This window comes from Glaciimonas sp. PAMC28666, from assembly GCF_016917355.1.
Taxonomy (GTDB): domain Bacteria; phylum Pseudomonadota; class Gammaproteobacteria; order Burkholderiales; family Burkholderiaceae_D; genus Glaciimonas.
Genome location: NZ_CP070304.1, coordinates 882,113 through 908,813 on the forward strand (window position 1 = coordinate 882,113; position 26,701 = coordinate 908,813).

At 49.3% G+C, this 26,701-nt stretch carries 12 protein-coding genes and 5 pseudogenes; 4 read left to right on the forward strand and 13 right to left on the reverse strand.

Annotated features, from left to right (window positions below; genetic code table 11):
• Nucleotides 1-264: 264 nt before the first annotated feature.
• From JQN73_RS03880 to JQN73_RS03910, 7 genes and pseudogenes are all read right to left on the reverse strand, one after another.
• Nucleotides 265-1,275, reverse strand: a complete 1,011-nt coding sequence (locus tag JQN73_RS03880; RefSeq protein WP_205321842.1) for an AraC family transcriptional regulator — start codon at nt 1,273-1,275, stop codon at nt 265-267.
• A 936-nt stretch (nt 1,276-2,211) separates the two neighbouring features.
• Entirely contained in the window at nt 2,212-2,475 is a 264-nt protein-coding gene (locus JQN73_RS03885; protein ID WP_205321843.1) for a hypothetical protein, read from the reverse strand.
• A gap of 590 nt (nt 2,476-3,065) precedes the next feature.
• Nucleotides 3,066-12,653: an ESPR-type extended signal peptide-containing protein gene (locus JQN73_RS03890; RefSeq protein ID WP_205321844.1), complete on the reverse strand. Its 9,588-nt coding sequence runs from the start codon at nt 12,651-12,653 to the stop codon at nt 3,066-3,068.
• Nucleotides 12,654-13,478: 825 nt separating this feature from the next.
• Nucleotides 13,479-14,468, reverse strand: a complete 990-nt coding sequence (locus JQN73_RS03895; RefSeq protein ID WP_205321845.1) for an AraC family transcriptional regulator — start codon at nt 14,466-14,468, stop codon at nt 13,479-13,481.
• A gap of 776 nt (nt 14,469-15,244) precedes the next feature.
• Nucleotides 15,245-15,672 (reverse strand): annotated as a pseudogene (locus JQN73_RS03900) (transposase); the annotation flags it as partial.
• An 868-nt stretch (nt 15,673-16,540) separates the two neighbouring features.
• Nucleotides 16,541-16,858, reverse strand: a complete 318-nt coding sequence (locus JQN73_RS03905) for a hypothetical protein (RefSeq protein WP_370551307.1) — start codon at nt 16,856-16,858, stop codon at nt 16,541-16,543.
• A gap of 442 nt (nt 16,859-17,300) precedes the next feature.
• Nucleotides 17,301-17,733, reverse strand: a pseudogene (locus tag JQN73_RS03910) (IS3 family transposase); the annotation flags it as partial.
• 56 nt (nt 17,734-17,789) lie between these two features.
• Here JQN73_RS03910 and JQN73_RS03915 point away from each other — a divergent pair.
• Both JQN73_RS03915 and JQN73_RS03920 read left to right on the forward strand, forming a co-directional pair.
• Nucleotides 17,790-18,041 carry a transposase gene (locus tag JQN73_RS03915; protein ID WP_205321847.1) on the forward strand — a complete coding sequence of 84 codons (252 nt, stop codon included), beginning with the start codon at nt 17,790-17,792 and terminating at the stop codon, nt 18,039-18,041.
• 104 nt (nt 18,042-18,145) lie between these two features.
• Entirely contained in the window at nt 18,146-18,412 is a 267-nt protein-coding gene (locus JQN73_RS03920; RefSeq protein ID WP_205321848.1) for a hypothetical protein, read from the forward strand.
• Between the two features lie 17 nt (nt 18,413-18,429).
• On the opposite strand, the pseudogene JQN73_RS22740 reads toward JQN73_RS03920, so the two are convergent.
• Together JQN73_RS22740 and JQN73_RS03930 are read right to left on the reverse strand one after the other, a co-directional pair.
• Nucleotides 18,430-19,094: pseudogene (locus JQN73_RS22740) on the reverse strand (IS6 family transposase).
• A gap of 136 nt (nt 19,095-19,230) precedes the next feature.
• Nucleotides 19,231-19,803, reverse strand: a complete 573-nt coding sequence (locus JQN73_RS03930) for a hypothetical protein (protein ID WP_205321849.1) — start codon at nt 19,801-19,803, stop codon at nt 19,231-19,233.
• 1,172 nt (nt 19,804-20,975) lie between these two features.
• Here JQN73_RS03930 and JQN73_RS03935 point away from each other — a divergent pair.
• The gene (locus tag JQN73_RS03935) at nt 20,976-21,215 is read left to right on the forward strand and encodes a hypothetical protein (protein WP_205321850.1); all 240 of its coding nucleotides are present in this window, start codon (nt 20,976-20,978) and stop codon (nt 21,213-21,215) included.
• Nucleotides 21,216-21,404 (forward strand): transposase, encoded by a 189-nt coding sequence (locus tag JQN73_RS22745; protein WP_205321851.1) that lies wholly within the window; start codon nt 21,216-21,218, stop codon nt 21,402-21,404.
• 435 nt (nt 21,405-21,839) lie between these two features.
• On the opposite strand, the gene JQN73_RS03945 is transcribed toward JQN73_RS22745, so the two are convergent.
• The 4 genes and pseudogenes from JQN73_RS03945 to JQN73_RS03960 form a co-directional block, all read right to left on the reverse strand.
• Nucleotides 21,840-23,678 carry a bifunctional diguanylate cyclase/phosphodiesterase gene (locus JQN73_RS03945; RefSeq protein WP_205321852.1) on the reverse strand — a complete coding sequence of 613 codons (1,839 nt, stop codon included), beginning with the start codon at nt 23,676-23,678 and terminating at the stop codon, nt 21,840-21,842.
• A gap of 208 nt (nt 23,679-23,886) precedes the next feature.
• Nucleotides 23,887-24,975 (reverse strand): annotated as a pseudogene (locus JQN73_RS03950) (IS110 family transposase).
• Nucleotides 24,976-25,259: 284 nt separating this feature from the next.
• Complete coding sequence (locus JQN73_RS03955) at nt 25,260-25,541, reverse strand: ATP-binding protein (protein ID WP_205321853.1); 282 nt, start codon at nt 25,539-25,541, stop codon at nt 25,260-25,262.
• Between the two features lie 17 nt (nt 25,542-25,558).
• Nucleotides 25,559-25,932: pseudogene (locus tag JQN73_RS03960) on the reverse strand (IS21 family transposase); the annotation flags it as partial.
• Between the last annotated feature and the right edge of the window lie 769 nt (nt 25,933-26,701).

Genomic DNA, 26,701 nt, shown 5'->3' on the forward strand with positions numbered 1-26,701 from the left:
GACGGCAATGCGAGAACGCTATTGATGTAACGTGGGAATCGTCTGGAAAGCCCCGAGCAAACGGAAGCTGGAAGGTTGATCAAGTCACCAGAAAATGGCGATTACGAGACCCAATATGGCTCGATCCTGAACGAAGTTAGCCAATAAAGATTGCAGCTTGAAATGCGCGACTGATGATTTGCCTGTTACAAAAACCGCCATGCTTTATCGTGTTATGTTTTGCAAATACTAAAACTACTTTTAACCGAATAAATCAGACCTCCCCTATCGGTATCTTTTGGCATATAAGCCTGGAGAATAACTGGTTTTTTCTTTAAACACGCGACCAAAATACGCCGGATCCAAGAAACCTGATCTAAAACCAATTTCTGAAATTGTCAGTTGTGAAAACTTGGGGTCCTTCAACATCCTTATCGCAGCAGCCAACCGCATGCTCTGCAAGGTTTCTAAAAATGTGCATTCGGAATTTGCTAATTTGAATTGCCGATGAACTTCGCGCATCGAAACTCCGAACTCATATGCAATTTTATCTGCAGAAATTTCGGTGTCCATATAATTTAAACTTAGCCAGGTACGAATCTGGTCGTGTAAATTATTTTTTTTGTCAAAGTAAATTTTCTCACGCCCCCCATTTTTCATATTGAGTTGATCGAGCGCCATCACATAAATAGACAGAACATTTTCTATAATTAAATTATAGTGGGGCCGATACGTCTCGGATATATTTTGTGGAGTCAGTTGGCGTAAGTACGAAACTAACGTTGAAGCCCAACCTCTATCGCTGTGCATTGTATGAGCGACATAGTTTTCCGGACAAGGAATCCACGTATGAATTAAAGTTGCGGGGATTGTTAAAATTATGCATTTTGAGTCTTCCATCTTACTAAACAGTTCTTGTTTAGTATCGATCAAAGTCACGTCCCCCATGTGTAAATGTGCTTCAAATCCTCCTTGTCTAATTTGCCCTATCCCTCCTAATTTTACGATCAAATGATAGGGGTGATTTTCTACTTGTGCAATTTGTTGGGTGGTGAGGTGGGCTGCGAAAGGACTCGATCCTGTGGAGAGGGTATAAGTCACATTATGCATGTGGTAACAAATTAACTTAGCTTGAAAATTTTTATCTTCAACACTAGTAATCTCGAATGGATTTGTGAACTTGCTGATGACGCTCTCCCAATATTGAAAGCGTTCGCGTTCAGGTAAATGGTCAGCGGAATATTCTGAGTGAAACGGGTGTTCAGCCGAAATTATCGACCGATTTTGTATGTTCATTATTTATATGAAATACTAATTAACATTATGGCAATTTGGGTAGGCCAGCAAATTCCGAACTTTATAAAATAAAAGACGTTCTCAAAAATGAGCAATGTCGAGCAAAGTACCTTATGCGAAAATTTACAAACATTTGGCAATCAAGCAGCGTGCCATCGTTATGTCTATCGGGGGCGATCTGTGCTCCACCTGAATTATTGCTAAGCGCCTTTGCAGATTAGCGAACAAATGGATCACTTAGGTCAGCGCACTGGCGGCACTGATATATGTTGTCTAGCCAACCTTTATTCGGTCGTGAGCCGATCACCGAAACTGCTACTCTCACTTCCGCTTAACTTTCGTTTCCTGTATGTAATATAGGCCAAATATTTTCATAAGGAAAGACGTTTCTAAATACCAAATGCCATATGACCGGCCGCGCGCGGTCGCGGAAGCCCATAGCAGTTCGATGGCGGTATTTTTTATGATGAGGCACACGCTACTCCTCGCATGAATACGAATGGCTTCGCGACGTTCATAACGAACTGGCGAAAAGCGGTGTCCGCCTGACGACATTTCCGTTTGATCAAGAACGGGGCACGCTACGCGCTGGAATTGACGACTGCATTCAACATCACACGATCGAATTAAGCATAAGTTAAATGGGACGAGTCCCGTAGAGGACAAAACTCACGCCAGCTAAACTTTGCATCTTAACCATCCAACTTTCAGGGGCAGTTCAAATAGTAGAGGACACGATCGTCGCTTGAACCACACCCGATTAAAGGTGACTTCACTATCTGTTTACGGGGGCGATTAATCTGCAGCCCTTATACCCAAATGACTTTGGCGCTGGTGGCCGATGCAGAAAGGTGCGCAAGCAGCGATCCGGACCGACACACTTCTGCAGGACGAGTCGCCACCACACAAACTCGATTTTTCACCGAACGCGGAGCATTACTGTCGGTCGCTTGGTGGTTTATCTTCCCCCAGTAAGCCGCGTATTTCAATAAATGTTATGCCAAATGTTTCATGAATACGTATCATCACTTCACCACTCATTTTAATCCTGCCGTGCCGGACCTTACTGATTAACGGAGGGGAGAGTTTTAATAGGCGACATAATGCTGCATCGTTTTTTAGAGTTTTAAGCTGGAGTAGCGCATCGAGCAACCGACCTTGGTCATAGCTGTCTCTATTTTTTTTATTTTCCGAAATCATTTAGAACTCCCAGTAAATTAATATATTTTTCAAAACATTAGGTAATCGGCTAAAACTTCGTTGTTACGGCAACCTTGAAGGGTCCTGTGAGCGTCGCGCATATGTTAAACGGTCGGCACCGCAATGGAATCTGCATATTATTGAGAAATTCTCCGATATTACATGGAGCCAATTCATCAATCTCTATGCGATCCTTGCGAGTCCGACGCGTATTCTCCCCAAGTCGTTAGTGAAATCAAAACCTTATATTGCAACAAACCATATTGGCCCCAATCTAATCCGCTAGAACGAAAAATGAGCCGGCAATTTCGATGTCAGTGTAATTCCAAAATCTGGTAATTTCGTGTTCAACTTAATTTTTTCGGCTGAAAAATAGTACCGACCAACTTGAACGTTAATGAAAAAACCTGCTAACAGAACAATTAATTTTTAATAGACATCCCCCTTAAGCTTGGTTTTATCCATCCACGATGCACCCATAAAATTTTAGTGAAATCGTGACACTGACCATGTTTCAGCTAGTAGCGCGGATGTGACCTATAAGATGAAAACTCTACATTTTAAAACTGATATATTCCGCCGCATTATTGTTAGAAAATTAACCGTACTCCGCCGGTCAAGCCAAGATCGGTCTTTTCGCTGCGCAATTCGCTTGACACACCGTAATAGGCGTACATCTGTGCGCTCATACGTGCTGTTCCATAGAAATTTGCCTGTACAAAAGAACGACTGATTTGTGGCGTCAGGATGGATGTGCCGACCCCAGCCAGCGTCGCATTCAGAATCGGGTACGCCAAATCGCCGCTGTCCCGACCTACACCCAGGCTGTACTGATAGGTGTAAGAAGTCGCCAAAGGATCATTCACTGCCGAATTACCGGACAAGCCGACCAGCATCCGCGTGCCGGTCGCCGAGTAGTTAGAGAGCGTCAAAGCAGCAGGCGTTGTTGTACCCTCAGTAAAGCTGTCGCGTCCGACTTTCTGCCATAGCGCACGGACAAACGGTGATATCACAATGCCGCTGATAGTCAATGGCGTGTGAATGCCAGCGCTTGCCAGTGTGCTTTTTCCATGAACGCTGTTGTCAAGCGGTTTGCTGATACCAAGAGGGTCGCCACGTTGGCTATCCCATGAACCGCGGCCATAACCGACTATGCCATCCAGCACGATTTTATCGACGGCTTGTTCGCCGTACACGAACACCATGTTGTCATCGACCGATCCAGAGCCGGCTACAGCAGACACGTTAGTCGTAGAATGAGATATACCCGCTCCTAATAGTGTCGACGTCCCGCGCAATATATCCATCCCGAGGACGAGCTGAGTACGGTTAGTCGTAAAACCTGAAGCTGTCGAATCACCACTCCAATTACTGCGGTTACCGGCGAGGTCAACCCACGCCGCATGATCCTTCGCTAGCGACGGTGTATCGGTTGCTGATTGTGCTATTGAATCGCTGCTCATGCGCCGTTCGATTATCCCTTGGAGAGCTTGTCCTGAGACCGGTGCCACAGCGGCAAGTGCACCATGAATCTCGCCATCCAGGGCGGTTACGGCAGTAGTGATTTGCGTCGCAGTAAGGCCGGACAATGCGTACAGCAAACTACTGTCAAGGGCGGTTCCGGTGCCAGCTTGATCAGCATTCGAAATTTGATCCAGAGCTTTTCCAAGCATCTGGTTGTTGATATTTGTGCTGCTGAGCCGAACGTAACGTGCATAAGAACTCGGCAACACGCGCAAATCGACACTGTTCTCACCGCTGACATTATAAAAGGCAGCTATACGTGTGCCATCAGCTAAGCCAGCCGGCTGAACTAACGTTGCAAATCGCCCCACGATGCCACCCTCCGCTGTAATAATTCGGAAACTATCACCTATTGCAGGTACATACGGCGTGTAAGTTGCGGTACCGATAACGTTGGTCAGATTAGGCACCAAATTAGCGCCCCCCGCTATAAACTGGTTGCCGGCTCCTGTGATGAGCAACCGAGAATAGTTACCCGGACCGGCGCCAGTTCCGAGACCATTGATATCTTCTTGATAAGTGCTGCCGCCTGCCATCGTCACGGTGCCAGTAGTGGACAGCGTACCCGGGGAGTTGCCGGGAGCCAGCCTTCCTGCGACGTATATTGGAGCGTTAATCAGACCGGTTCCGCGTAGCATGGAACCCGCATTTACAGCCAAAAAATTGCTGTTCAGAACGCCGTTAACGCGCATCGTACCTTGCGTAATACAGGTGCCTTGGCCCGTAGTGGCGTTTCCTGTCAGATTCAAAGTGCCGGTGCCGGACTTTGTTAAACAAGAATTTGCGCTTGATGCGACACCAATGATGTTCCCCGAAAGGGTCGCTGTAGTATTCGGGTCGGTATAAAAAGTCGTACCGCCAGCTACACTAATTGTTTGATTAGTCATGAACGATACGGTCGTTTCGAGCATTCCTCCGTTCAACAGCACGTTTCCAGTCCCTAGACCGGTTGCCGATGTCACCTGGACCAAGCCAGAATCGATCGTCGCGCCGCCGGTCCAGCCGATGTTATTGCCAGATAAGACGAGGGAACCGGCACCTTCCTTATACAAGCGACCTGCACCGGTTAGCGTGCCGTTCTCGGTGAGAGTCGTACCGCTAGCGGTGTTCAGCGTCGCAATACCAGCCAAAGCCATATTTCGGGTGGTGGCAAACGAAGCGGTGGTTTGAAGCGTGCCGCCGTTGAGACTAATGTTATTACTGGCGCTACCAAGATTGGCATTTGCAGCCACTCGGAGGATACCCCCGCTTGTAATTGCTGTGGTTCCAGTGTATGTGCTGTTGCCGGTCAGCGTCTCAGTCCCACCGGCCACCGTCAAGCCGCCAGCGCCACCGATGGTACCGGCAAAGGTATCGGCTGCGTTGCTCAGAGCAAGCGTTTGTCTGCCTAAAGCGACGGTGCCGCTTCCAGCCAGCGTGGTGATAGAGGCACCGGATGAGCCACTGATATCGACGATACCGTTATCCGTCACGAGGCTTGAGGCGGCAATACTTCCGACGCCAGTCAGCGCCAACGTCGCACCGCTGTTTATTGTGGTGGCGCCGGTAATGCTATTGATTCCGCCGAAGTTCAACGTTCCACTGTTGACGGTAGTTGTGCCGGAATACGAAGCCACACCGTTGACCAGAAGCGTACCGACACCGTTCTTGACCAGACTACCGCTACCGGCTATGGTCCCGCTATCAGTCAGCGTCGTACCACTCGCCGTACTGAAAGCGCTGTTACCAGTCAGGGTGGTGTTATGCGCTATATTAAATGATGCTGTTGTTTGCAGGGTTCCACCGTTGAGAATCAAGCTATTGCTAGCATTCCCTAGATTGGCATTCGATCCGACTTGTAGTACGCTGCCGCTGCCAACTGTAGTGGCACCGGCGTAAGTATTGGTGCCAGATAGGGTTTCGGTACCGCCCGCTACCGTCAACCCGCCCGTACCGCCGATGGCACCTGAGAAAGTATCAGCCGCATTACTCAAGGTCAGCGTTTTATTGCCCAAGGTCACAGCGCCAGTTCCCGCCAGGGACTTGACGGTTGAACCCACTGACGTACCAGCAATATTTAACGTGCCGTTATCCACCACTTGGCTGGAAGTCGCAATGCTGCCCGAACCGGACAGGGCTAATGTACTGCCGTTACCCACTGTAGTGGCAGCGGTGTATGTATTGACACCAGATAGTGTTTCCGCACCGCCGGCTACCATCAATCCACCCGTACCGCCAACAACACCACTGAAGCTGCCAGCGGCGCTGGCTAGTGTCAACGTCTGAGCACCTAAAGCCACGGCACCAGCACCCGACAGGCTCTGGATGGTTGCGCCCGAAGTCGTACCTGTGATATCGAAGGTGCCGTTGTCAGTCACGCTGCTCGCACTGGCCACACTGCCCGCTCCGGACAACGCCAATGTCGCACCGCTGCCGATTGATGCGACACCACTGAAACTATTGACACCTGAAAGCGTCTCAGTCCCACCGGCTACCGTCAACCCACCTGTACCACTCACATTACCGCTGAAATTATCTGCCGCGCTGGCGAGCGTTAATGTCTGATTACCCAAGGTCACAGCACCTGCGCCCGACAGGCGCTGAATGGTTGCGCCCGAAGTCGTACCTGTAATATCGAAGGTGCCGTTATCGGTCACGCTGCTCGCACTGGCCACACTGCCCGCTCCGGACAATGCCAATGTCGCACCGCTATTGATGGATGCAGCCCCCGTAAAACTATTGACACCTGACAGCGTCTCAGTCCCACCGGCTACCGTCAACCCACCTGTACCACTCACATTACCGCTGAAATTATTTGCCGCATTGGCGAGTGTCAATGTCTGATTACCTAAGGTCACAGCACCTGCGCCCGACAGGCTCTGGATGGTTGCGCCCGAAGCCGTACCTGTAATATCGAAGGTGCCGTTATCGGTCACGCTGCTCGCACTGGCCACACTGCCCGCTCCGGACAACGCCAATGTCGCACCGCTGCCGATTGATGCGACACCACTGAAACTGTTGACACCTGACAGCGTCTCAGTCCCACCGGCTACCGTCAACCCACCCGTACCACTCACATTACCGCTGAAGTTATCTGCAGCGCTGGCGAGCGTTAATGTCTGATTACCCAAGGTCACAGCACCTGCGCCCGACAGGCGCTGAATGGTTGCGCCCGAAGTCGTACCTGTAATATCGAAGGTGCCGTTATCGGTCACGTTGCTCGCACTGGCCACACTGCCCGCTCCGGACAACGCCAATGTCGCACCGCTGCCGATTGATGCGACACCATTGAAACTGTTGACACCTGACAGCGTCTCAGTCCCACCGGCTACCGTCAACCCACCCGTACCACTCACATTACCGCTGAAGTTATCTGCCGCGCTGGCGAGCGTTAATGTCTGATTACCCAAGGTCACAGCACCTGCGCCCGACAGGCGCTGAATGGTTGCGCCCGAAGTCGTACCTGTAATATCGAAGGTGCCGTTATCGGTCACGCTGCTCGCACTGGCCACACTGCCCGCTCCGGACAACGCCAATGTCGCACCGCTGCCGATTGATGCGACACCACTGAAACTATTGACACCTGACAGCGTCTCAGTCCCACCGGCTACCGTCAACCCACCTGTACCACTCACATTACCGCTGAAGTTATCTGCCGCGCTGGCGAGCGTTAATGTCTGATTACCCAAGGTCACAGCACCTGCGCCCGACAGGCGCTGAATGGTTGCGCCCGAAGTCGTACCTGTAATATCGAAGGTGCCGTTATCGGTCACGCTGCTCGCACTGGCCACACTGCCCGCTCCGGACAACGCCAATGTCGCACCGCTGCCGATTGATGCGACACCACTGAAACTGTTGACACCTGACAGCGTCTCAGTCCCACCGGCTACCGTCAACCCACCTGTACCACTCACATTACCGCTGAAATTATCTGCCGCGCTGGCGAGCGTTAATGTCTGATTACCTAAGGTCACAGCACCTGCGCCCGACAGGCGCTGAATGGTTGCGCCCGAAGTCGTACCTGTAATATCGAAGGTGCCGTTATCGGTCACGCTGCTCGCACTGGCCACACTGCCCGCTCCGGACAATGCCAATGTCGCACCGCTATTGATGGATGCAGCCCCCGTAAAACTATTGACACCTGACAGCGTCTCAGTCCCACCGGCTACCGTCAACCCACCTGTACCACTCACATTACCGCTGAAGTTATCTGCAGCGCTGGCGAGCGTTAATGTCTGATTACCCAAGGTCACAGTACCTGCGCCCGACAGGCGCTGAATGGTTGCGCCCGAAGTCGTACCTGTAATATCGAAGGTGCCGTTATCGGTCACGTTGCTCGCACTGGCCACACTGCCCGCTCCGGACAACGCCAATGTCGCACCGCTGCCGATTGATGCGACACCATTGAAACTGTTGACACCTGACAGCGTCTCAGTCCCACCGGCTACCGTCAACCCACCCGTACCACTCACATTACCGCTGAAGTTATCTGCCGCGCTGGCGAGCGTTAATGTCTGATTACCCAAGGTCACAGCACCTGCGCCCGACAGGCGCTGAATGGTTGCGCCCGAAGTCGTACCTGTAATATCGAAGGTGCCGTTATCGGTCACGCTGCTCGCACTGGCCACACTGCCCGCTCCGGACAACGCCAATGTCGCACCGCTATTGATGGATGCCCCCCCCGTAAAACTATTGACACCTGAAAACGTCTCAGTCCCACCGGCCACCGTCAAGCCGCCAGCGCCACCGATGTTACCGGCAAAGGTATCGGCTGCGTTGCTCAGAGCAAGCGTTTGTCTGCCTAAAGCGACGGTGCCGCTTCCAGCCAGCGTGGTGATAGAGGCACCGGATGAGCCACTGATATCGACGATACCGTTATCCGTCACGAGGCTTGAGGCGGCAATACTTCCGACGCCAGTCAGCGCCAACGTCGCACCGCTGTTTATTGTGGTGGCGCCGGTAATGCTATTGGTTCCGCCGAAGTTCAACGTTCCACTGTTGACGGTAGTTGTGCCGGAATACGAAGCCACACCGTTGACCAGAAGCGTACCGACACCGTTCTTGACCAGACTACCGCTACCGGCTATGGTCCCGCTATCAGTCAGCGTCGTACCACTCGCCGTACTGAAAGCGCTGTTACCAGTCAGGGTGGTGTTATGCGCTATATTAAATGATGCTGTTGTTTGCAGGGTTCCACCGTTGAGAATCAAGCTATTGCTAGCATTCCCTAGATTGGCATTCGATCCGACTTGTAGTACGCTGCCGCTGCCAACTGTAGTGGCACCGGCGTAAGTATTGGTGCCAGATAGGGTTTCGGTACCGCCCGCTACCGTCAACCCGCCCGTACCGCCGATGGCACCTGAGAAAGTATCAGCCGCATTACTCAAGGTCAGCGTTTTATTGCCCAAGGTCACAGCGCCAGTTCCCGCCAGGGACTTGACGGTTGAACCCACTGACGTACCAGCAATATTTAACGTGCCGTTATCCACCACTTGGCTGGAAGTCGCAATGCTGCCCGAACCGGACAGGGCTAATGTACTGCCGTTACCCACTGTAGTGGCAGCGGTGTATGTATTGACACCAGATAGTGTTTCCGCACCGCCGGCTACCGTCAATCCACCCGTACCGCCAACAACACCACTGAAGCTGCCAGCGGCGCTGGCTAGTGTCAACGTCTGAGCACCTAAAGCCACGGCACCAGCACCCGACAGGCTCTGGATGGTTGCGCCCGAAGTCGTACCTGTGATATCGAAGGTGCCGTTGTCAGTCACGCTGCTCGCACTGGCCACACTGCCCGCTCCGGACAACGCCAATGCCGCACCGCTGCCGATTGATGCGACACCAGTGAAACTGTTGACACCTGACAGCGTCTCAGTCCCACCGGCTACCGTCAACCCACCCGTACCACTCACATTACCGCTGAAATTAGTTGCCGCGCTGGCGAGTGTCAATGTCTGATTACCCAAGGTCACAGCACCTGCGCCCGACAGGCGCTGAATGGTTGCGCCCGAAGTCGTACCTGTGATATCGAAGGTGCCGTTATCGGTCACGCTGCTCGCACTGGCCACACCGCCCGCTCCGGACAATGCCAATGTCGCACCGCTGCCGATTGATGCGACACCACTGAAACTGTTGACACCTGAAAGCGTCTCAGTCCCACCGGCTACCGTCAACCCACCTGTACCACTCACATTACCGCTGAAGTTATCTGCCGCGCTGGCGAGCGTTAATGTCTGATTACCTAAGGTCACAGCACCTGCGCCCGACAGGCGCTGAATGGTTGCGCCCGAAGTCGTACCTGTGATATCGAAGGTGCCGTTGTCGGTCACGCTGCTCGCACTGGCCACACTGCCCGCTCCTGACAACGCCAATGTCGCACCGCTGCCGATTGATGCGACACCACTGAAACTATTGACACCTGAAAGCGTCTCAGTCCCACCGGCTACCGTCAACCCACCTGTACCACTCACATTACCGCTGAAGTTATCTGCAGCGCTGGCGAGCGTTAATGTCTGATTACCCAAGGTCACAGCACCTGCGCCCGACAGGCGCTGAATGGTTGCGCCCGAAGTCGTACCTGTAATATCGAAGGTGCCGTTGTCGGTCACGCTGCTCGCACTGGCCACACTGCCCGCTCCTGACAATGCCAATGTCGCACCGCTGCCGATTGATGCGACACCACTGAAACTGTTGACACCTGACAGCGTCTCAGTCCCACCGGCTACCGTCAACCCACCCGTACCACTCACATTACCGCTGAAATTATTTGCCGCATTGGCGAGTGTCAATGTCTGATTACCTAAGGTCACAGCACCTGCGCCCGACAGGCGCTGAACGGTTGCGCCCGAAGTCGTACCTGTGATATCGAAGGTGCCGTTGTCGGTCACGCTGCTCGCACTGGCCACACTGCCCGCTCCTGACAACGCCAATGTCGCACCGCTGCCGATTGATGCGACACCACTGAAACTATTGACACCTGAAAGCGTCTCAGTCCCACCGGCTACCGTCAACCCACCCGTACCACTCACATTACCGCTGAAGTTATCTGCCGCGCTGGCGAGCGTTAATGTCTGATTACCCAAGGTCACAGCACCTGCGCCCGACAGGCGCTGAATGGTTGCGCCCGAAGTCGTACCTGTAATATCGAAGGTGCCGTTGTCGGTCACGCTGCTCGCACTGCCCACACTGCCCGCTCCGGACAACGCCAATGTCGCACCGCTGCCGATTGATGCGACACCACTGAAACTATTGACACCTGACAGCGTCTCAGTCCCACCGGCTACCGTCAACCCACCTGTACCACTCACATTACCGCTGAAATTATTTGCCGCATTGGCGAGTGTCAATGTCTGATTACCTAAGGTCACAGCACCTGCGCCAGCCAGACTTTGAATAGTTGCGCCCGAAGTGCCGGTGATGTCAAAAGTACCGTTATCGATCAGACTACTGGAATTGGCAATACTGCCGGCACCGGTCAAGGCCAATGTGACACCGGTATTGACGGTTGTGCTAGCAACGTAGGTGTTGGCGCCCGATAGCGTAACAACAGCTGGGCTGCTAGCGCTGTTTGCAATTGTCAGCGTGCCGGGCATACCCGCCATTACGTCTGAAATCACGCCCGAAAATATAGAGCTGGTGCCAAACCCATCAATCTTGCCACCGGTAGTATCGATGGCGAAATTTTGTGTCACGTGCATCGAAGGCACGTCGACGCGTAAGGTCCCTCCCTGGAATATCGGAGTGACCGTACTTCCAACGTTGCTTGCCAAATAATAGCCCGCCACTGTATCGATTGGGCTTGACGTGACCACGGGTGGCGTAGAAATGCCGGCTGCAGCGCCGCCAGCGGTACTAGCTGAAACAAGCGTTACAAAACTTGTTGTACTTCCTCCAATTGTATTGATTCCGGTCCAGATACTGGTATCAAATCCACTCCAGCTTTCATGTGAGGACTGTCCCCAGCTACTAAGTCCGGTTGTGTTCAGATCGGTGTTGATTGGATAAGCGGCATATGCGCTTGGAATAGCAACAGAATCACTCCCGTAACCCATTGTTCCCAACCCAGTGATTCCTAATGATGACAAAGTCCCGGTTGCTGGATCCAGAAACACAAACCCGGTTCCAGTACCGGATCCTGCCCAATTCACGGCATCCCGCAAAAAGCCACGCGGCCCGTCAAACGAAGAAGCTCCTGGGGAATAGTTCACGTGATAATCTGCGTCTTGGCCGGTAATAAAAAGACGGTTCCCCAGCATGCTACTGGTTAATTGTCCGACTCCCATACTGGAGCCGACGAGAATAACGTTGTAACTGGAAGCGGAAGCGGGCAGCGCAGAAGACGTGGAATTATCGTCGGTTACTGTCCATATCGTCGTCGAAGGGTCACCAGTCCCCGGACTAAACAATGAGTTGATCGCGGTGTTGTAACTAGAGTCCCCATACCATAAAACGTTCAGCGTTGTTGCGTTAACAAGCTGAGCAGAGCACGCCAAAGCGACACCAACCGCGATCGTCTTCATGGCGGTGCCAAATTCCAATTTTTGTTCAAGAACCACCTTTTTTAGGCGCGTAAGCGCTTTGCCACCCGCTTTTTTTCCGCATGAGCGCGCAAGTTCAGAGACAGCTACAAACATTCCGATATTGCGATTCCAAACGAGACGAAAGGTATGATTCATGAGTTTTCTAATTTAACGATTAAAGGATATAAGATTTTGGTGTAAAAAAAGAACCAAAAGATTCATTCACAAACCTTCTGACATCGAATTGGGTTCACCATAACTAAACAAGAAGATTCTATTTAATTTTTAAGAAAGGTTTGTTGAGTGGCGTAATGCACAGACGTTAATTTGTCGATAGTGCGCATCTACAAATCCTCCAGAATGAAAGGCATGAGCGGCAGGGACTTTGTGCCTAATAATTATTTTTGCTATATCGGTGGGCATGCTCAGGCTTGGGAGGTACTCGGGTGACAACCAGTTCTTCGATTGTTTCGTCCAAGGCAGTATTTATATGCGTCAACAAGAAATCTGCATCCGTCGACTTCAGTGAGTTGCAACATATGTTAAAAATTCTCCGAAAAATTTTCCCATAGAAAGACGTTTAGCATCTGCGGAACCCCAATTAACATTTCACGCCGATGCTCCTTCCGTAGCGTCATGAAAAGACAGAAAAAAACTATTAGGAACATCCATGATCAGGGCTCCTTCTAACTTCTTCTCCGACCTTCTTCTACGGCCCACCCGCCGACATTCGTCGGTCGCCGACACGCCTCTAATTTTCCACCCAGCGCACAATATTTTTTCTTGTTTGCTGTGACTCGAAGAGTTATCGCTAAAAATATCTTGAAATATAAAAGATGCCTAAAATCCGCATGACCTTCGATTTTTATTTATGCTGTTCTTTTGTCTTTAAAACCGTTTTCGCGCATCTAAACTACTTAAGCTTGCACAAAAACTTAGGGAGCTAAACAAGCATAAATATAACGGAGTGCCGGAATTTACTTACTGACTAGTATTTTTCGTCAATTCCATCGTAAATCTACCCGGCGAACATTTTAAGAATTTCTTGAAAACACGACCAAAATAAGCAGAGTCAATAAATCCCGATCTAAATCCGATCTCCGATATGGTGAGTTTAGAGCTAGAATCCTTCAACATAGCTATCGCCGCAGTTAAGCGCATCGACCTCAAAATACTAAAAAAAGTCGACTTATCTGCAGTGTTAGCAAATTGTCGATGCAATTCTTTTGTCGAAATGTTGAAGCGGCTGGCAAGACCGGAAGCCGTAATTTCTGGGTCCATATAATTTGCTCGCAACCAGCTATGCATACGTTTATATAGATCTTTATTTTTCAAATACACACCTGCTATCGGTGAACCAAAAATATGTGACTCCTCTAATGCAAACATAAAAATAGATAAGATATGTTCAATCATAATGATTTGCGTACGACGGTCTGCGTTCCCGGAAATCATAGTATTTAGATTACGAAAATACGAAGAAAGTTGGATGGACCAGCCCGTATTACCGCGCAAAGTTTGCCCGACATAATTCTCTGGATTTGGAATCCAAGTGCGAATGATGGCGTCGGGGATTGATAAAAAAATCCCTTGGGTACCACTCATAGTGGCTTGAAACTCTTGTTTAGTATCAATTAAGACAAAATCACCCATTTCTAATTCAGCATCAGTTTTGCGCTGCGTGAATACGCAAAAATTAGTTAGTGGCATTATTAAATGAAAAGGATGATCATCGACAAGAGCAATATCCTTATCCGTCCTCCATGCAGTCACTGGACTACAGCCTTCCGATAAAAAGTAGCATGTTTCTCCCAACTTCTTAATACTTACTTTTGCGTCGAAATTCTCACTCTCGCCGCTCGTAATATTGAAAGGATTCGAAGATTTTTTTATCGCATCAACACAATATTCAAATCTATTTTTTGCTGGAAAAAAATCGCTATCGATAACCGAATCGTAATTGTTTCGCATAGATACTCCGCATCAAACACATATTTTTTAGCAAATTCAAACCTGCCTCAATATAGTCGAAATGCCATCTTAGGCAATATAAATTTGTTCACAATTATTTGTATTTTTTAGGCAAAATTTGTAAATTATTGTGACTGAAACGTCATACATATCAGGTCATGGCATGAGGTAAATTGCGAATTTAGGCATTGTTAATGCTCGCTTGGCCGGACGAGAAAATGCAACAGATATCCTCAGAGCGAAAAAAGCTATTTTTATTTAAATGATACATCCAGAAGCGCCGCTCGTTGCCAGCCTAGACGAAAAGGCCTGCTTAGTTGTAGTCGCGTTTAACGAATAATTTTAGCTTTTCTCGAATCATTTTTTCATGGCGAGAGTCGATGTTTCGTTAGTCAAACTGCGCTGCGAATTGCTGTGATTATAGATTTTGAGATGATTTCGTAGCGTCGTTTCCAGCTCGGCCCTTTAACTGACACGGGTCTTATTGACAAGCTCTCTGATGCAGCGATTAAAGCGTTCGAACATGCGGTTGGTTTGTCGATGACGTTGCGAATGAGTGGATATTCAGTTGTCAGTTGCTAGCACGGAACGTCAAACGCATGCTCGCCGTTGAGGAGTCGGTTGCTGGGCCTGAACCGGTCGGCATCAGTTTCCGTGAAGACCCGCCTGGTTGCGCGGGCATGGCAACGACAAATAGCGTCGCGTAGCTTCATCGGTAAGCGTGTTCCCAAGGCCGTCTTGACGAATTCCGATAAAGAAATTCAATCGGCAGGAATTCAATGGGTTATAGACATAGAAGACGTGAATTTCCACGTCAGGAAGTCATTGGCCTGATTGACCGGATAGTCGGCGATATAGGCGAGAACGGGGCGCAGCCACGCTTTAGGATCAATACCGTTTAATTTCGCTGTGCTGACCAGTGTATAAACAGCGGCAGCCGCTCCCCACCGCTGTCAACACCCGCGAACAGATAGTTGCGCCGTCCGATCGCAACGCCACGCAAAGAACGCTCCGCCGCTAAGTTATCGATTTCGATGCATCCGTCATCACAATAACGTTTCGGCGCTGGCCATAGATTGAGCGCATACATGATGGCCGCCGCCGTATCCGACTTGCGCGATAGGATCAGAAGCGTCGCCAGCAACCAGATTTCGAAGTCGTCGATAAGCGCCAGCGATTGTGCTCGTCGTGCTGCGCGACGTTGAACGCGGATATTGGTTAGCGGTAGGGGGTACTGGGAGGATGCTTACTTTCGTCGTGCATCTATGGCAGGTCCTTGATATCCATATTAAAAAGCCAGACGCGTAATCCTGGAAGGAATTTTTAGTAATGGGCTTGGTGCTTTCCCGGGAGGCCAGCTTAAGGAGACTGGAGGTGCCCTGACGGCGCAGGCAGCAACGCAAGCCGCACTTGAGAGAGCGGGATTGATAACTCACGCATGACTGCCAGCAGATCTGTGGGCGACATGAGCGTCTTGCGCAATTCCTCGAAGATCAGTTCCTGCACCTATGTTAGCCTCGTGCGCAGCATTTGACGACAATGAGAGCCAACCATGGAACTGTCCCGATCTTGCCATTTTCGGATCGTCTGCCGGCGACATTGGAGAGCTGGTCAAGCTTCGCCTAAGGGAGCGTCAAGGAGCAATTTTCCTCCCGGTTCACATGGGCAGTGTGGGCTTGGCTATGCAGGACTTGAGTCATGGCATCGGCCTCGCGTGAGCGTTAAGCGCCAGTGTACGCAAAATTCTCTGGCTTTAAAAAGGCCAGCTACGAATGCGTATATGACCAAGCGAATCTTAAAATTTAATCAACTATGGTGCTTCCGATATTGACATACCTGGCGAAACCCGGATTCAACTTTGTGATCGGAGATCGCTTAATGACCATTCCAAATTAATTTCGAGCTTGGGACCCGCGGCCGCTGCGATTTAATAAAAAACTCAGAAAACCTTCGGAGCTGTTTGTTCTAAGTTAATGAAAATACTAACCGATTCGAGTATCCTACTGCCTCCCGTCTAGACCGATATAGCGAGAACTCTTACTTTTAACGTACGGTCGCAACTTTTCTCTGTGTTACGTTTTTGCGGTAAAAATAATTGTGCCAATACGAAATTTTTTACGGCGGTCTCCCATAAGTTCGCGTAATTCGCTGATAGTCAATCCGGTGGCATCATGCATACGAATCAAGACTGATGAACTCACCGGTACTTTACGGTGGCGAATTTTACTGACAAGAGGAGAGGGGATTTCTAGCGCGCGTGCTAACGCAGCATCGTTTTTCAGACGCAGGGTGTTAATCAAGGCATCGAGCAGCCGTGCCGGATTGTAAGAGATCGGGTGATCAATGCCATTAATATTTGAAACATTGTTGATATCGTCAGAAGGCATCATTGATTTAATTCAGCAATAGGCATGAGGTTTTGGGTCTGAAATTCCAAACAGAAGCGAGCACAAAGCGACGTTACTGGCTATTACGGACTCATAAAAATTAAGTATGGATCAACTATTCTATGGTCAAAATATTGAGTTTCTCGATACAACCTAATCGTAGTTCAGGTAGATACTAAAGCAATTCAATCAATTTCAAATATGAAAATAGATGTTGATGATGTTAAATTAGTGCATGAAACGCGCTTCGCTAGATGATGATCAACTAAGCTTCTCTGTGAACGTCTGCCATTTACAAAGGTTTTCTTGCATTTTGACGAACAGAGCAGGCTGCATTTCTATATCCGGCCTTGTTGCAGCCTGATACGCTGCGGGCCCCGATGAAATGCGCTGACTCACACCTCATTCCCTTGTCGAGTTTTACGCTCTGGATTTCCGGCAGTAAATCACGGTCCGGATTCAGACTCACCTGGCGTATCCATGTCCATGCTCTCGTAGCACCTTTCCAGCGCCTCCTGACGTTTCGCGTTGGCGATTTCATATACCGCTTTTCGTTGTGCCAGAATGGCTTGATCCTGTCCCAGATGGCGTTCTGCTGGCGTCACAAATTGAATGCCGCTCTGCCGATACTCATGGCTATACCAGTGAATGGAGCTTTGCACCCATCGGCGTGCCTGGTCCAAACTGGCATAGCTTTTCATCGGTGCACCGTTATCAGAATGCAGTACCAGCGGCGTCATACTGCAGCGTTGTCCGATCACGGACCGTTGCAGGAGTTCGGCTGCCAACTCTCCCGTTTCTTCTTCGTGGACTTCCCAGCCCACTGGATAACGACTAAAGATGTCTTCAATTAAGGTGACCTCTAAAAACCTGCCCTTGCTTCCTCCTATTGAGTAAAACTCTCTATCGACCATTTACCTCTTGAGTGTTCCCGATGATGATGCCAAAACCGAGTCTGTTTGCGGAGGAAGAGCGCGGAAATCGCCGCGAAAAACTGGGCGATCCGCTGATCGGGTTGCGCAAACATGTCGATTTCGTGGCGCTGGCTGCGGTCATTGATCTGGCCGCGCCTCGCCCCTCACGTGCCAAGGGTGGTCGACCACCGTATTCGACGACGTTGATGATCAAGATTCTGATACTGCAACAACTGTATAACCTAGCTGACGACGCGCTCGAATACCAGTGACCCGACCGCCGCAGTTTCCTGTCCTTTCTGGACATCACTGGCAGCTGCCCCATTCCTGATGCCAAGACCATCTGGCTGTTTCGTAACCGTCTGGCACAGGCGGGATGGGAACGCAATTGTTCGACCAGGTACAGCAGCAATTGCTCACGCATGGCTATCTGGCGCGCTGCGGCCAGATCATTGACTCCTCCCTGGTGCAGGCTCCGGTGCAACGTAACAAACGCGAAGAGGCCGCCATCCTCAAGCAAAGTGCCATGCCCATCGAATGGAAAGCGCCCAAGCGCGCTCAGAAAGATGTCTATGCCAAGTGGACCAGGAAACACAACAAAAACGGTTGTGTCGCGTTAGCGACAGCGAGGCGAAATAAGTAGGGATTCTCCATCGCCCCTTAAATTGTGCGGATATTCCCTGCCAACGCATAAAATTGGCTGGCAAAATACATCTCAACGGAGCCTTCCATCATGAGCTGACCTTTTCGAATCATGTGCATCAGTTCAATGCCCGCCAAGACGTTTTTAGCTGACCGAAAAGTTTTGAAGTTGAGCATCGGCTTGGTCACCCGCTTGATGGCACGACGGTCTTGTACCACGAACCACCACCGGCGCATTCATGTCGGCATTGATTTCATCAATCGCCGCTTTGTTGGCTCCGCTTTTGTCCATCGTGACTATTTCAGGGATGTTGTTAGCTTGCATTGCTTTGTTAAAGAAACGTTTTGCCGCTGTCTTGTCGCGCTTTGCCGTCGACAGAAAGTCGACGGTCTTGCCTTCCTTGTCTAGGGCGCGATAGAGATACTTCCAGACGCCTTCGACTTTTATATAGGTTTCATCCATCCTCCAGCTGCCACCGACAGGGCGCTTGATTGCGGAACACTTTTTCACGTAATGGCAGAAAGCGGATCGTCCACCGATTGATCAATGAATGGTCAACAACCACACCACGTTCTTCCATTATTTCTTCCATGTGCCGATCGCTCAATGGGTATGCTGCGTACCAACGGATGCAGACCAAAATCACTTCGATCGGAAATCGCGTTCCTTTGGTATTCAACATGTCAGCTCATTTACTTTTCAAACGTAGCAGTCTACTCGAATGCTATGACGGTCTCTACTAATGCGACATAACCATTTTTACCGGTACAAGGTGCTCGAGATTTACAGTAGGACTCTTGTCGGACATAAAGTGTGTCCTAGATTATTTTCAAACCGATACCGTCGTTTGAATTAGTAACTGGAACATTAGGACATTTCGTTCCTTTCTCCGCTCCATAAAATTTCGATATTACGTTCTTTAAGTCTTGCTCTGACGCCATGACTGGATCAATCCTATAGTCGGTGTAAAACGCCAACATGTGTAGAGCATCCGATGCTAAGGGATCTTTCATCGCGACCACCAAGCGCGAATCAATCAGATATAAAGGTATCAGGGTGTACTTACGTAAAAGCTCTTCCGGGATAGTTTTTACCAGAGCGAGGTCAAACTCGAATTTAGAGAGTGAAATAAAAGGAATACCAAGCTTTTGTACCAATACTCTGTCCATTTTTTCCTGGTTGACGAAGCCCATGTTACAAAGGATTTCGCCTAGATGCATCTCTGCGTTCGTAGCCTGTATCTTGAGTGCTCCGACCAATTGTTCTTTTAAGATGAGTTTCTCCTGAATCAACGCTTCTCCTAACTTAAGTTGGGGCATTGATTTTTGTTTCTGAAGTTCCATTTCGACTTGTTGTTTTGTAACGGGATGCCATGACTTGATAATATGCATTAGCTTTTATCTTTTAATGTTTGAATAAAACTTGAGTTCAATTTTTGGCGATCAAATTTTTTATAAATATGGATTGGCAATAAAATGACAGCTTGGTATTTCACTCATAAATAATATTTACGTAGTGATTTTTCAAATTGGCAATTTTTAGCATTCGGCAAGGGAACCTTGCACGGATATACGCAGTTTGGATTGGAACCTGCTATAAAAATGCGCCTTGATTGCAATAGCAGGGATAAACCTAATTTTATTTTACAGACTCAACGTAGTTCGGCTAATGAGTAACGTGAGGCACACTCAAAGGTGGCGGTAGCAAAGTCGTTACGCAAGAAGCAATGAACTTTCCGTGGCGGTGTTGCCATTATTCGATTGCATACGCTAAGCGCTGTTCTAACAGTTTCAGATAGCTATTATGATCTTCACTATATTTTTGTGCTCAAATAAAAGTCGGAAGTTACTATTCTGTCGAAACATATTTCCATCGGCTTTGCCCGCTTTCGAGTGAAAATGAGGAAATTAAATTCATTAATGATATTATTCACCGCCAATCTTCTTCATTGCAATAGTTTCACGTAAGGCAAATTTCAGATATGAATAAATGCGCAAAATTTCTGCGAATTCGTGCCAAGATTGACAAATAACGGCGATTTAATAGGTTATTTGAACGTTATCCAAATGGACAGTTCGACGGGCCAGTATTAAAGCTTGGTCGGACTCAAAGCTGACAGTCTTCATAACGCACCAGCGGACTGTTAATAAGGATGGTTTTTTGCTCAGCACCTTGGCATAAAAGTTCAAGGATCGGCTTATATGCTCCAGCAGCACGCTCATTTTCTTGTAGAAATCGGCAAGCTTCGCCGGCTCAACCAATTATCAATTTAATGCGTGATTATTTGCTCGGCAATGATGTCGTATTTGGTGATGAAACGATGGCGTAGGTTCTCAAGGAACCCGGGCGCGCAGCGCAAGCCAAGAGTTATGTGCGGATTCAAATGAGCGGTGGTTGCGCTCCACCATTACGCCTGTTCGGCTATGCTTTGGGACGTAATACCAGCATGGGGCCGATCTCTCGACTGGCGTGAGCGTGAGTGCTGCGTTAAGGACCGACGGTTCCGCGCCTTATAACGCGATATCCACCGTCAACGACCTCGTCCATTTGGCTTGCCGGGCGCATGTCCGAAGGTAATTTTATCGACGCCGAAGCGGTGTTGTCCAAGGAAGCGTGCAGTGCGCAGCAAGCTGCCACGCAATTCATTACCTTGATCGGCAAACTGCACACGGCAGAACCCCGTGGCAGCACATTAACGACGCCACAACGACAACATTTGCGCATTAAAGACAGCACAACGGTGTTGACAGTCATCAAAGTCTTGCCCGCCCATCATCTGGCAAGGATTGCACCGAGTCGATGATTGGGCAACGCATCGAAGTATCTGGCAGGGCAACGGCCTAACTCGACACGGTATGTCGAGTACAGCGCATGGCCCATCGATAATAATGTGGTCAGGAATACGATTCGGCCATTGTGCTCGGACGCAAGAACTGGTTATTCGCCGATACCGTCGGCGGCGCTAAAGCCAGCGCCAATCTGTGCTCATTAATTGAGAGTGCAAATTACCACTTCATTGACTGCTGATCACATCCAGCGCCTCCAGCGCGGCCTATAGGTTACAAAATATCGGCTGCTGGATAGAGGTACGCGTCAATTTACTCCGCTTTCACTTCAATATTAACAGAACCAAATATCTTCGCGTGCAATGGCGATGCAAGGCGCCACATCCTTAAACACTGTGGCTCCAACGAAGTAGCCCTCTCTTTCTTAAACTGCTGAATTGGGTGGCCGTCCGTCGAGTACAAGCGTGGCACCCTCTTCTACACCTAGCACAATATAACCTCAATTTATGCTCCAGCCTTTTTTCGAGATGAGGAGACCCAAGCGCTATCTAATACGCAACTAAATCAGTGGCTTAAGCGGGATAAGTTCGTCGAGCTTAACGTTAAATTTGATACATGCAAACAGTATGATTTGTCTTTTCCTAGAGTATCGAATTTCTTAGCGTCCGACACAATGGCAAACGCTTTCCTGAACGCAAAATCTGTGCGAAAGCTTCGGCGGAAAGGGGCTCGCTGAAGAAAAAACCTTGCATTTCATCGCAGCCGTTGCGGCGCAAATAATTGAGTTGTTGGAGAGTTTCGACGCCTTCGGCAATAACCCTCAGTTTAAGGGCATGCGCTAGCGTGATAATCGATGTGACAATAGCGGCGTCATCGCCATCTCCTGCACCAATGTCAGAAACGAACGTGCGGTCAATTTTTAGCATATCGATTGGCAGGAGTTTAAGATAGGATAGGCTCGAATAGCCGGTTCCGAAATCGTCAACTGATATTGCCACGCCGAGCGCCTTGATGTCGCGCAGTACAGCGATAGCCTGATCGACGTCGCTCATGATCAGGCTTTCGGTAAGCTCCAGCTCGAGCTCCTTTGGTGAAAGCCCGATGTCGTCTAGTACTTTAGCGAAAGACTGGGCCAGATTTTGTTGTGTGAATTGACGTAGGGAGAGGTTAACTGCCACCTTAATGGAGGGAAGGCCTTCTTCTTGCCATTGCTTATTTTGTGTACAAGCCGCGCGCAGCACCCAGGCGCCAATCGGAATGATCAGCCCTGTCTCCTCTGCGATATCGATGAAGTCGGCGGGATACAGTAATCCCTGTTTCGGGTGCTGCCAGCGGATAAGTGCTTCCATCCCGTTAATGAAGCCCGAGCCTAGGTTTACCTGAGGCTGGTAATGAAGAACAAATTCTTCCCGTTCGATAGCCAGGCGCAAGTCGGCCTCAATGCGAAGCCGTTTGAGCGCCAGTTTGCTCATATCTACGGTATGAAATTGAAAATCATTGTCGCCTTTGCGTTTTGCATGGTGTGCCGCGATGTCAGCGCGATCAAGCAGCATGTCCACATGTTCGCCATCTTGCGGATACCGCGTCACCCCCATACTACAGTTGAGAAAAAATTCCTGCCCACCAAAAACGATAGCGCGATTGACAACCGCTATCATTCTCTGTAGTGCCGCTATTGCTAACTTGCCAGCCGGTTTCTCTGGCATGACAACAACGAATTCGTCGTCTCCCCAACGCGCTAGAGTATCTGATTCCCGAATAGCATCCCGCAGTCGATGCGCAATAATCATTAGGACGCTGTCGCTGCCCTTATGGCCAAAGCTGTCGTTTACGGTTTTAAATCGGTTTAGGCTAATGAATAGCACCCATACCTGACTACTGTAACGCCCTGCTAATGCGAGGGCCTGCAGCAATCTATCCCGCAACAGTGCACGATTCGGTAAGCCGGTAAGTTCGTCGTGATACGCCATGCGCATCAGCTTAGCTTCGTTATTTTTGGCGACAGTGATGTCGTAGTGCGATGCGACGAAGTGCGTCACAATTCCTTGGTTGTTGCTTACCGGTGCCACATAAAGATGATTCCAGAACATGCTTCCGTCCTTGCGATAATTTCGCAGGACTGAATTGCCTTCGCGCTGTTCTCGTAACGCAGCCCGGATTTCTTCCAATTCCGGCTGATTTTGGTCGGTTCCTTGCAAGAACTTGCAATTTCTACCGATCACTTCAGCGTTCGAATAACCAGTGATTCTTTCGAAAGCGGGATTCACGTATTCGATATTGAAACCCGGGGCGACGGCGCTAGTGACAATCATTGGATGAGCGCTTGCTTCGATTGCACTGTGGCGAAGCGTTAATGCGAAAGTTAGTTTCTCGGGAGAAATAATTATTCCAGGTAGTGAAAATGCCTTTTTCTCCGACAGGACTTCGTTTTGCACTCCTTGAATGGCGCGCAAATTAGGCCGTGATATCGAAGCGCCCATATTTTTTGCCATACTGAACCTTATTATTTATCCAAAGAAAGTAGTTCGAATGAAATGCACGCATATTTTTAAATTGGGATCGCTGTGCCGTAAGGGGCATACCGGCGACACCTCGCACAACGAACGATCTTTAGAATATGGCAGCGCTCATTTTCGGCATCTTTTTTCTATCCAAAAATATTTTTCCATCCTCAATCTGTCATTTTCTTCATCGAGTCATCGTGATTATTAGAACCTTAATTTTCCTGGATTTTTCTAGCCCGATTTGATTATGCACCAGCAGAGCTTGGCAATAATCAGGTCGGAACCTTTGTTCTTCACGTGCCAATAACGCCCAAACTACCCTCGCATTTTTATTTTCCAGAGCGACCGCAGCAACAATTTTATTTCGTCGAGTGAGTAACTTATTGAGCCAGGTAGTGGATGGTTTATTGTCGGCAAATCGAATCACCGCTCGCGCTCCATGAATCAATAGCGTGCGTAAATGGGTGTCACCGCTTTACTGATGCCTAAAAGCACGGATTTGCCCCCACTGGAATGCTGTCGGGGAACCAGTCCTAACGATGCAGCTAGTTGACGCCCGGTCACGAAATTCTTAGCATCTCCAATTGATGCCACTAATGCCGTGGCAGTGATGGGACCTATCCCAGGTATTTCTGCAAGCTTTCTGCTCATTTCTGAAGAACGGTGCCATTGTTGAATTTTCTCATCCATTTCCTCGACCTGTTTATCCATGTCTTTCAAGTGATCATACGAACGTTGTAGCAGATCTCGAAAGCTTGCCGGCAAATCTGATTTGCCCATGATTTCCGGGAGGCGCCTGGCGATGTTCGCAATTGCTTGCGGAATAAATTATGCCGAACTCGGACAGTAATCCGCGAATTTGGTTTACTTGAGCTGCTCTCACTTTGATAAAAGACTGAAGCACCCGGCGCAATGATAGAACAGCTTGTTGTTCGTCCGTTTTTATTGGAACGAAGCGCATATTAGGCCGCGAAACGGCCTCGCAAATTGCTTCTGCATCGGCCATGTCATTTCTGTTGGTCTTGACATAGGCCTTCACAAATTGAGGAGCCATCAGTTTCACAGTATGTCCCATCGCGGTCAGTTTTCTGCCCCAGTAATGTGCGCTACCACACGCTTCCATGCCAATCAAACACGGTTCCAATTTATTAAAGAACTCAGCCATTTTTACGCGATCTAGTTTCTTTCGAAGCACGGCATTTCCATAATCATCGACGTCATGAACTTGAAACACATTCTTTGCTAAGTCGATTCCAATCGAAGTAATCTTCATTTTGGACGCTCCTTCCGTTTAGGGAAATACCAATCCTATTTTGGCACGTTGAAGCCGTTTAAAAGAGGGCGTCCATTCCGTTAGAACCATCGATATGGTTTACTCCCTCACCGTTGTACATGCTACTTAAAAATGCCCCTGATTATCTGTTAGCTTGACACAGTCTTATTGAGAAAATAGTTAAGGCAAGGTATGAAAACAGCAGCGTATGATATGTGATACAGCGCACTTCAAAGTATGAAGAGCTGATGTAATACGAGGACAATCGTGCAAATTAAACGCATTTAAGTAGTCTCTTCTGAAAAAACACCGCGATCAATCCCCCTTGCCGGACGGGTATCGATATCTTCAATACTCGCCTGGGCACACTTCAATTTGGTTTGCGCCAGCAAACGCACCAGCTTGCGAACATTGCGAGTATGAATTGCGCGATCAACCAGCAGGGCCAGGCGTTCTTCAAAGCTCATCGCCGTCATGCCAGGAAAAGTCAATTGCTCCACCAGTGCGCAAGCCAGACCGTCAAGTTTGAGGCTACGCAATTGCGTCAATATGGTTTGTATCATCATGGTTGGCTTCTTCTTGTTTATTGATAGTAGGTGGGACCACGCACATGGGCGTGATCGGGGCTGACCCAGGCTTCGTCGGCATTCGTGGGGTGGCAAGGTGGGTCTGGTCGCAGTTATTGACGAGAATGTCGCGGACATGCCGGTACTGGCAGGCTCCGAAGTGCAGTGCAAAGCTACAGGCCGCTTCCAGCCGTGGCCTGCCATAACGCATGGCCAGCGACAGTAGGCCCAGGCACGCCCGATAGCCGTGCTCGGAATGTTCGCGTTCTTTTAGCAGGCGTGTTACCGCCACCGCAGTGGCCGGTCCGATACTTTGCCTCCAATGCACCAGGCGCTGTGGTGTCGATTCCTGGTGCGCCCGGAGTGCGGCTGGCATATGAGCCGATACGGTGATGAAGGTGCATTGGTGTTGTGCACGGGCTTGATCGCTCGAGTTAACTCTTCGTTAGCGCCAACAAAAACGATGCCACCGATGCTCGCTCAATCTAATTGATAGTGTCAGGTCCCGAAGTCCAAACTATGGCGATAAATATATTGCTGTATAGAAATATATGGTCTATATTGAAATTCAAAGGCATAAGCGCTGTCTACAGATGCGTCACAGTTTGTCACCGAACATCGGTTATAGAAGGGGCCGCTTTTTATTGGCATCATGGACATTTTAGTTTCATCCAACACGTCTGGCGAAAGTTCCCTTAGCGCGCATTTTTCCGCTGACAGTTTCCCTCCGCGAACGCGCTTTCAGTATTGGGAAAAAATTGTAAATCAGTTACAAAATCCGTTTAAGATACACAGCGTAAACCGTGAGAATTTTCGTGCCGATGTCTCTTTTACTGAAATGGGAGAGGTGACGTACATCCTCTCGACAGGAACTAACCCGTTCACCGCGGGCCGGACCAGTCAGATGATTGCCCGAGCACACACCTTTCCCTGTCACTTGATGGTCAAATCAGGGGGCTGCGAGCAAATCAAACAAGGGCGATTCGACGCAGACTTACATTCCGGGGACGTATTATTAATCGATACCAAACAAGAGTTGATATCCAAAATGGCGGACTCACCGTGTATTGTTTTACCGATCCACGCGCCATTAATGTGTACCTGGTTTGCTGTCGGTCGAACAAATGGCGCATGCATGCGTTTGGGGTTTCAAAACGAAA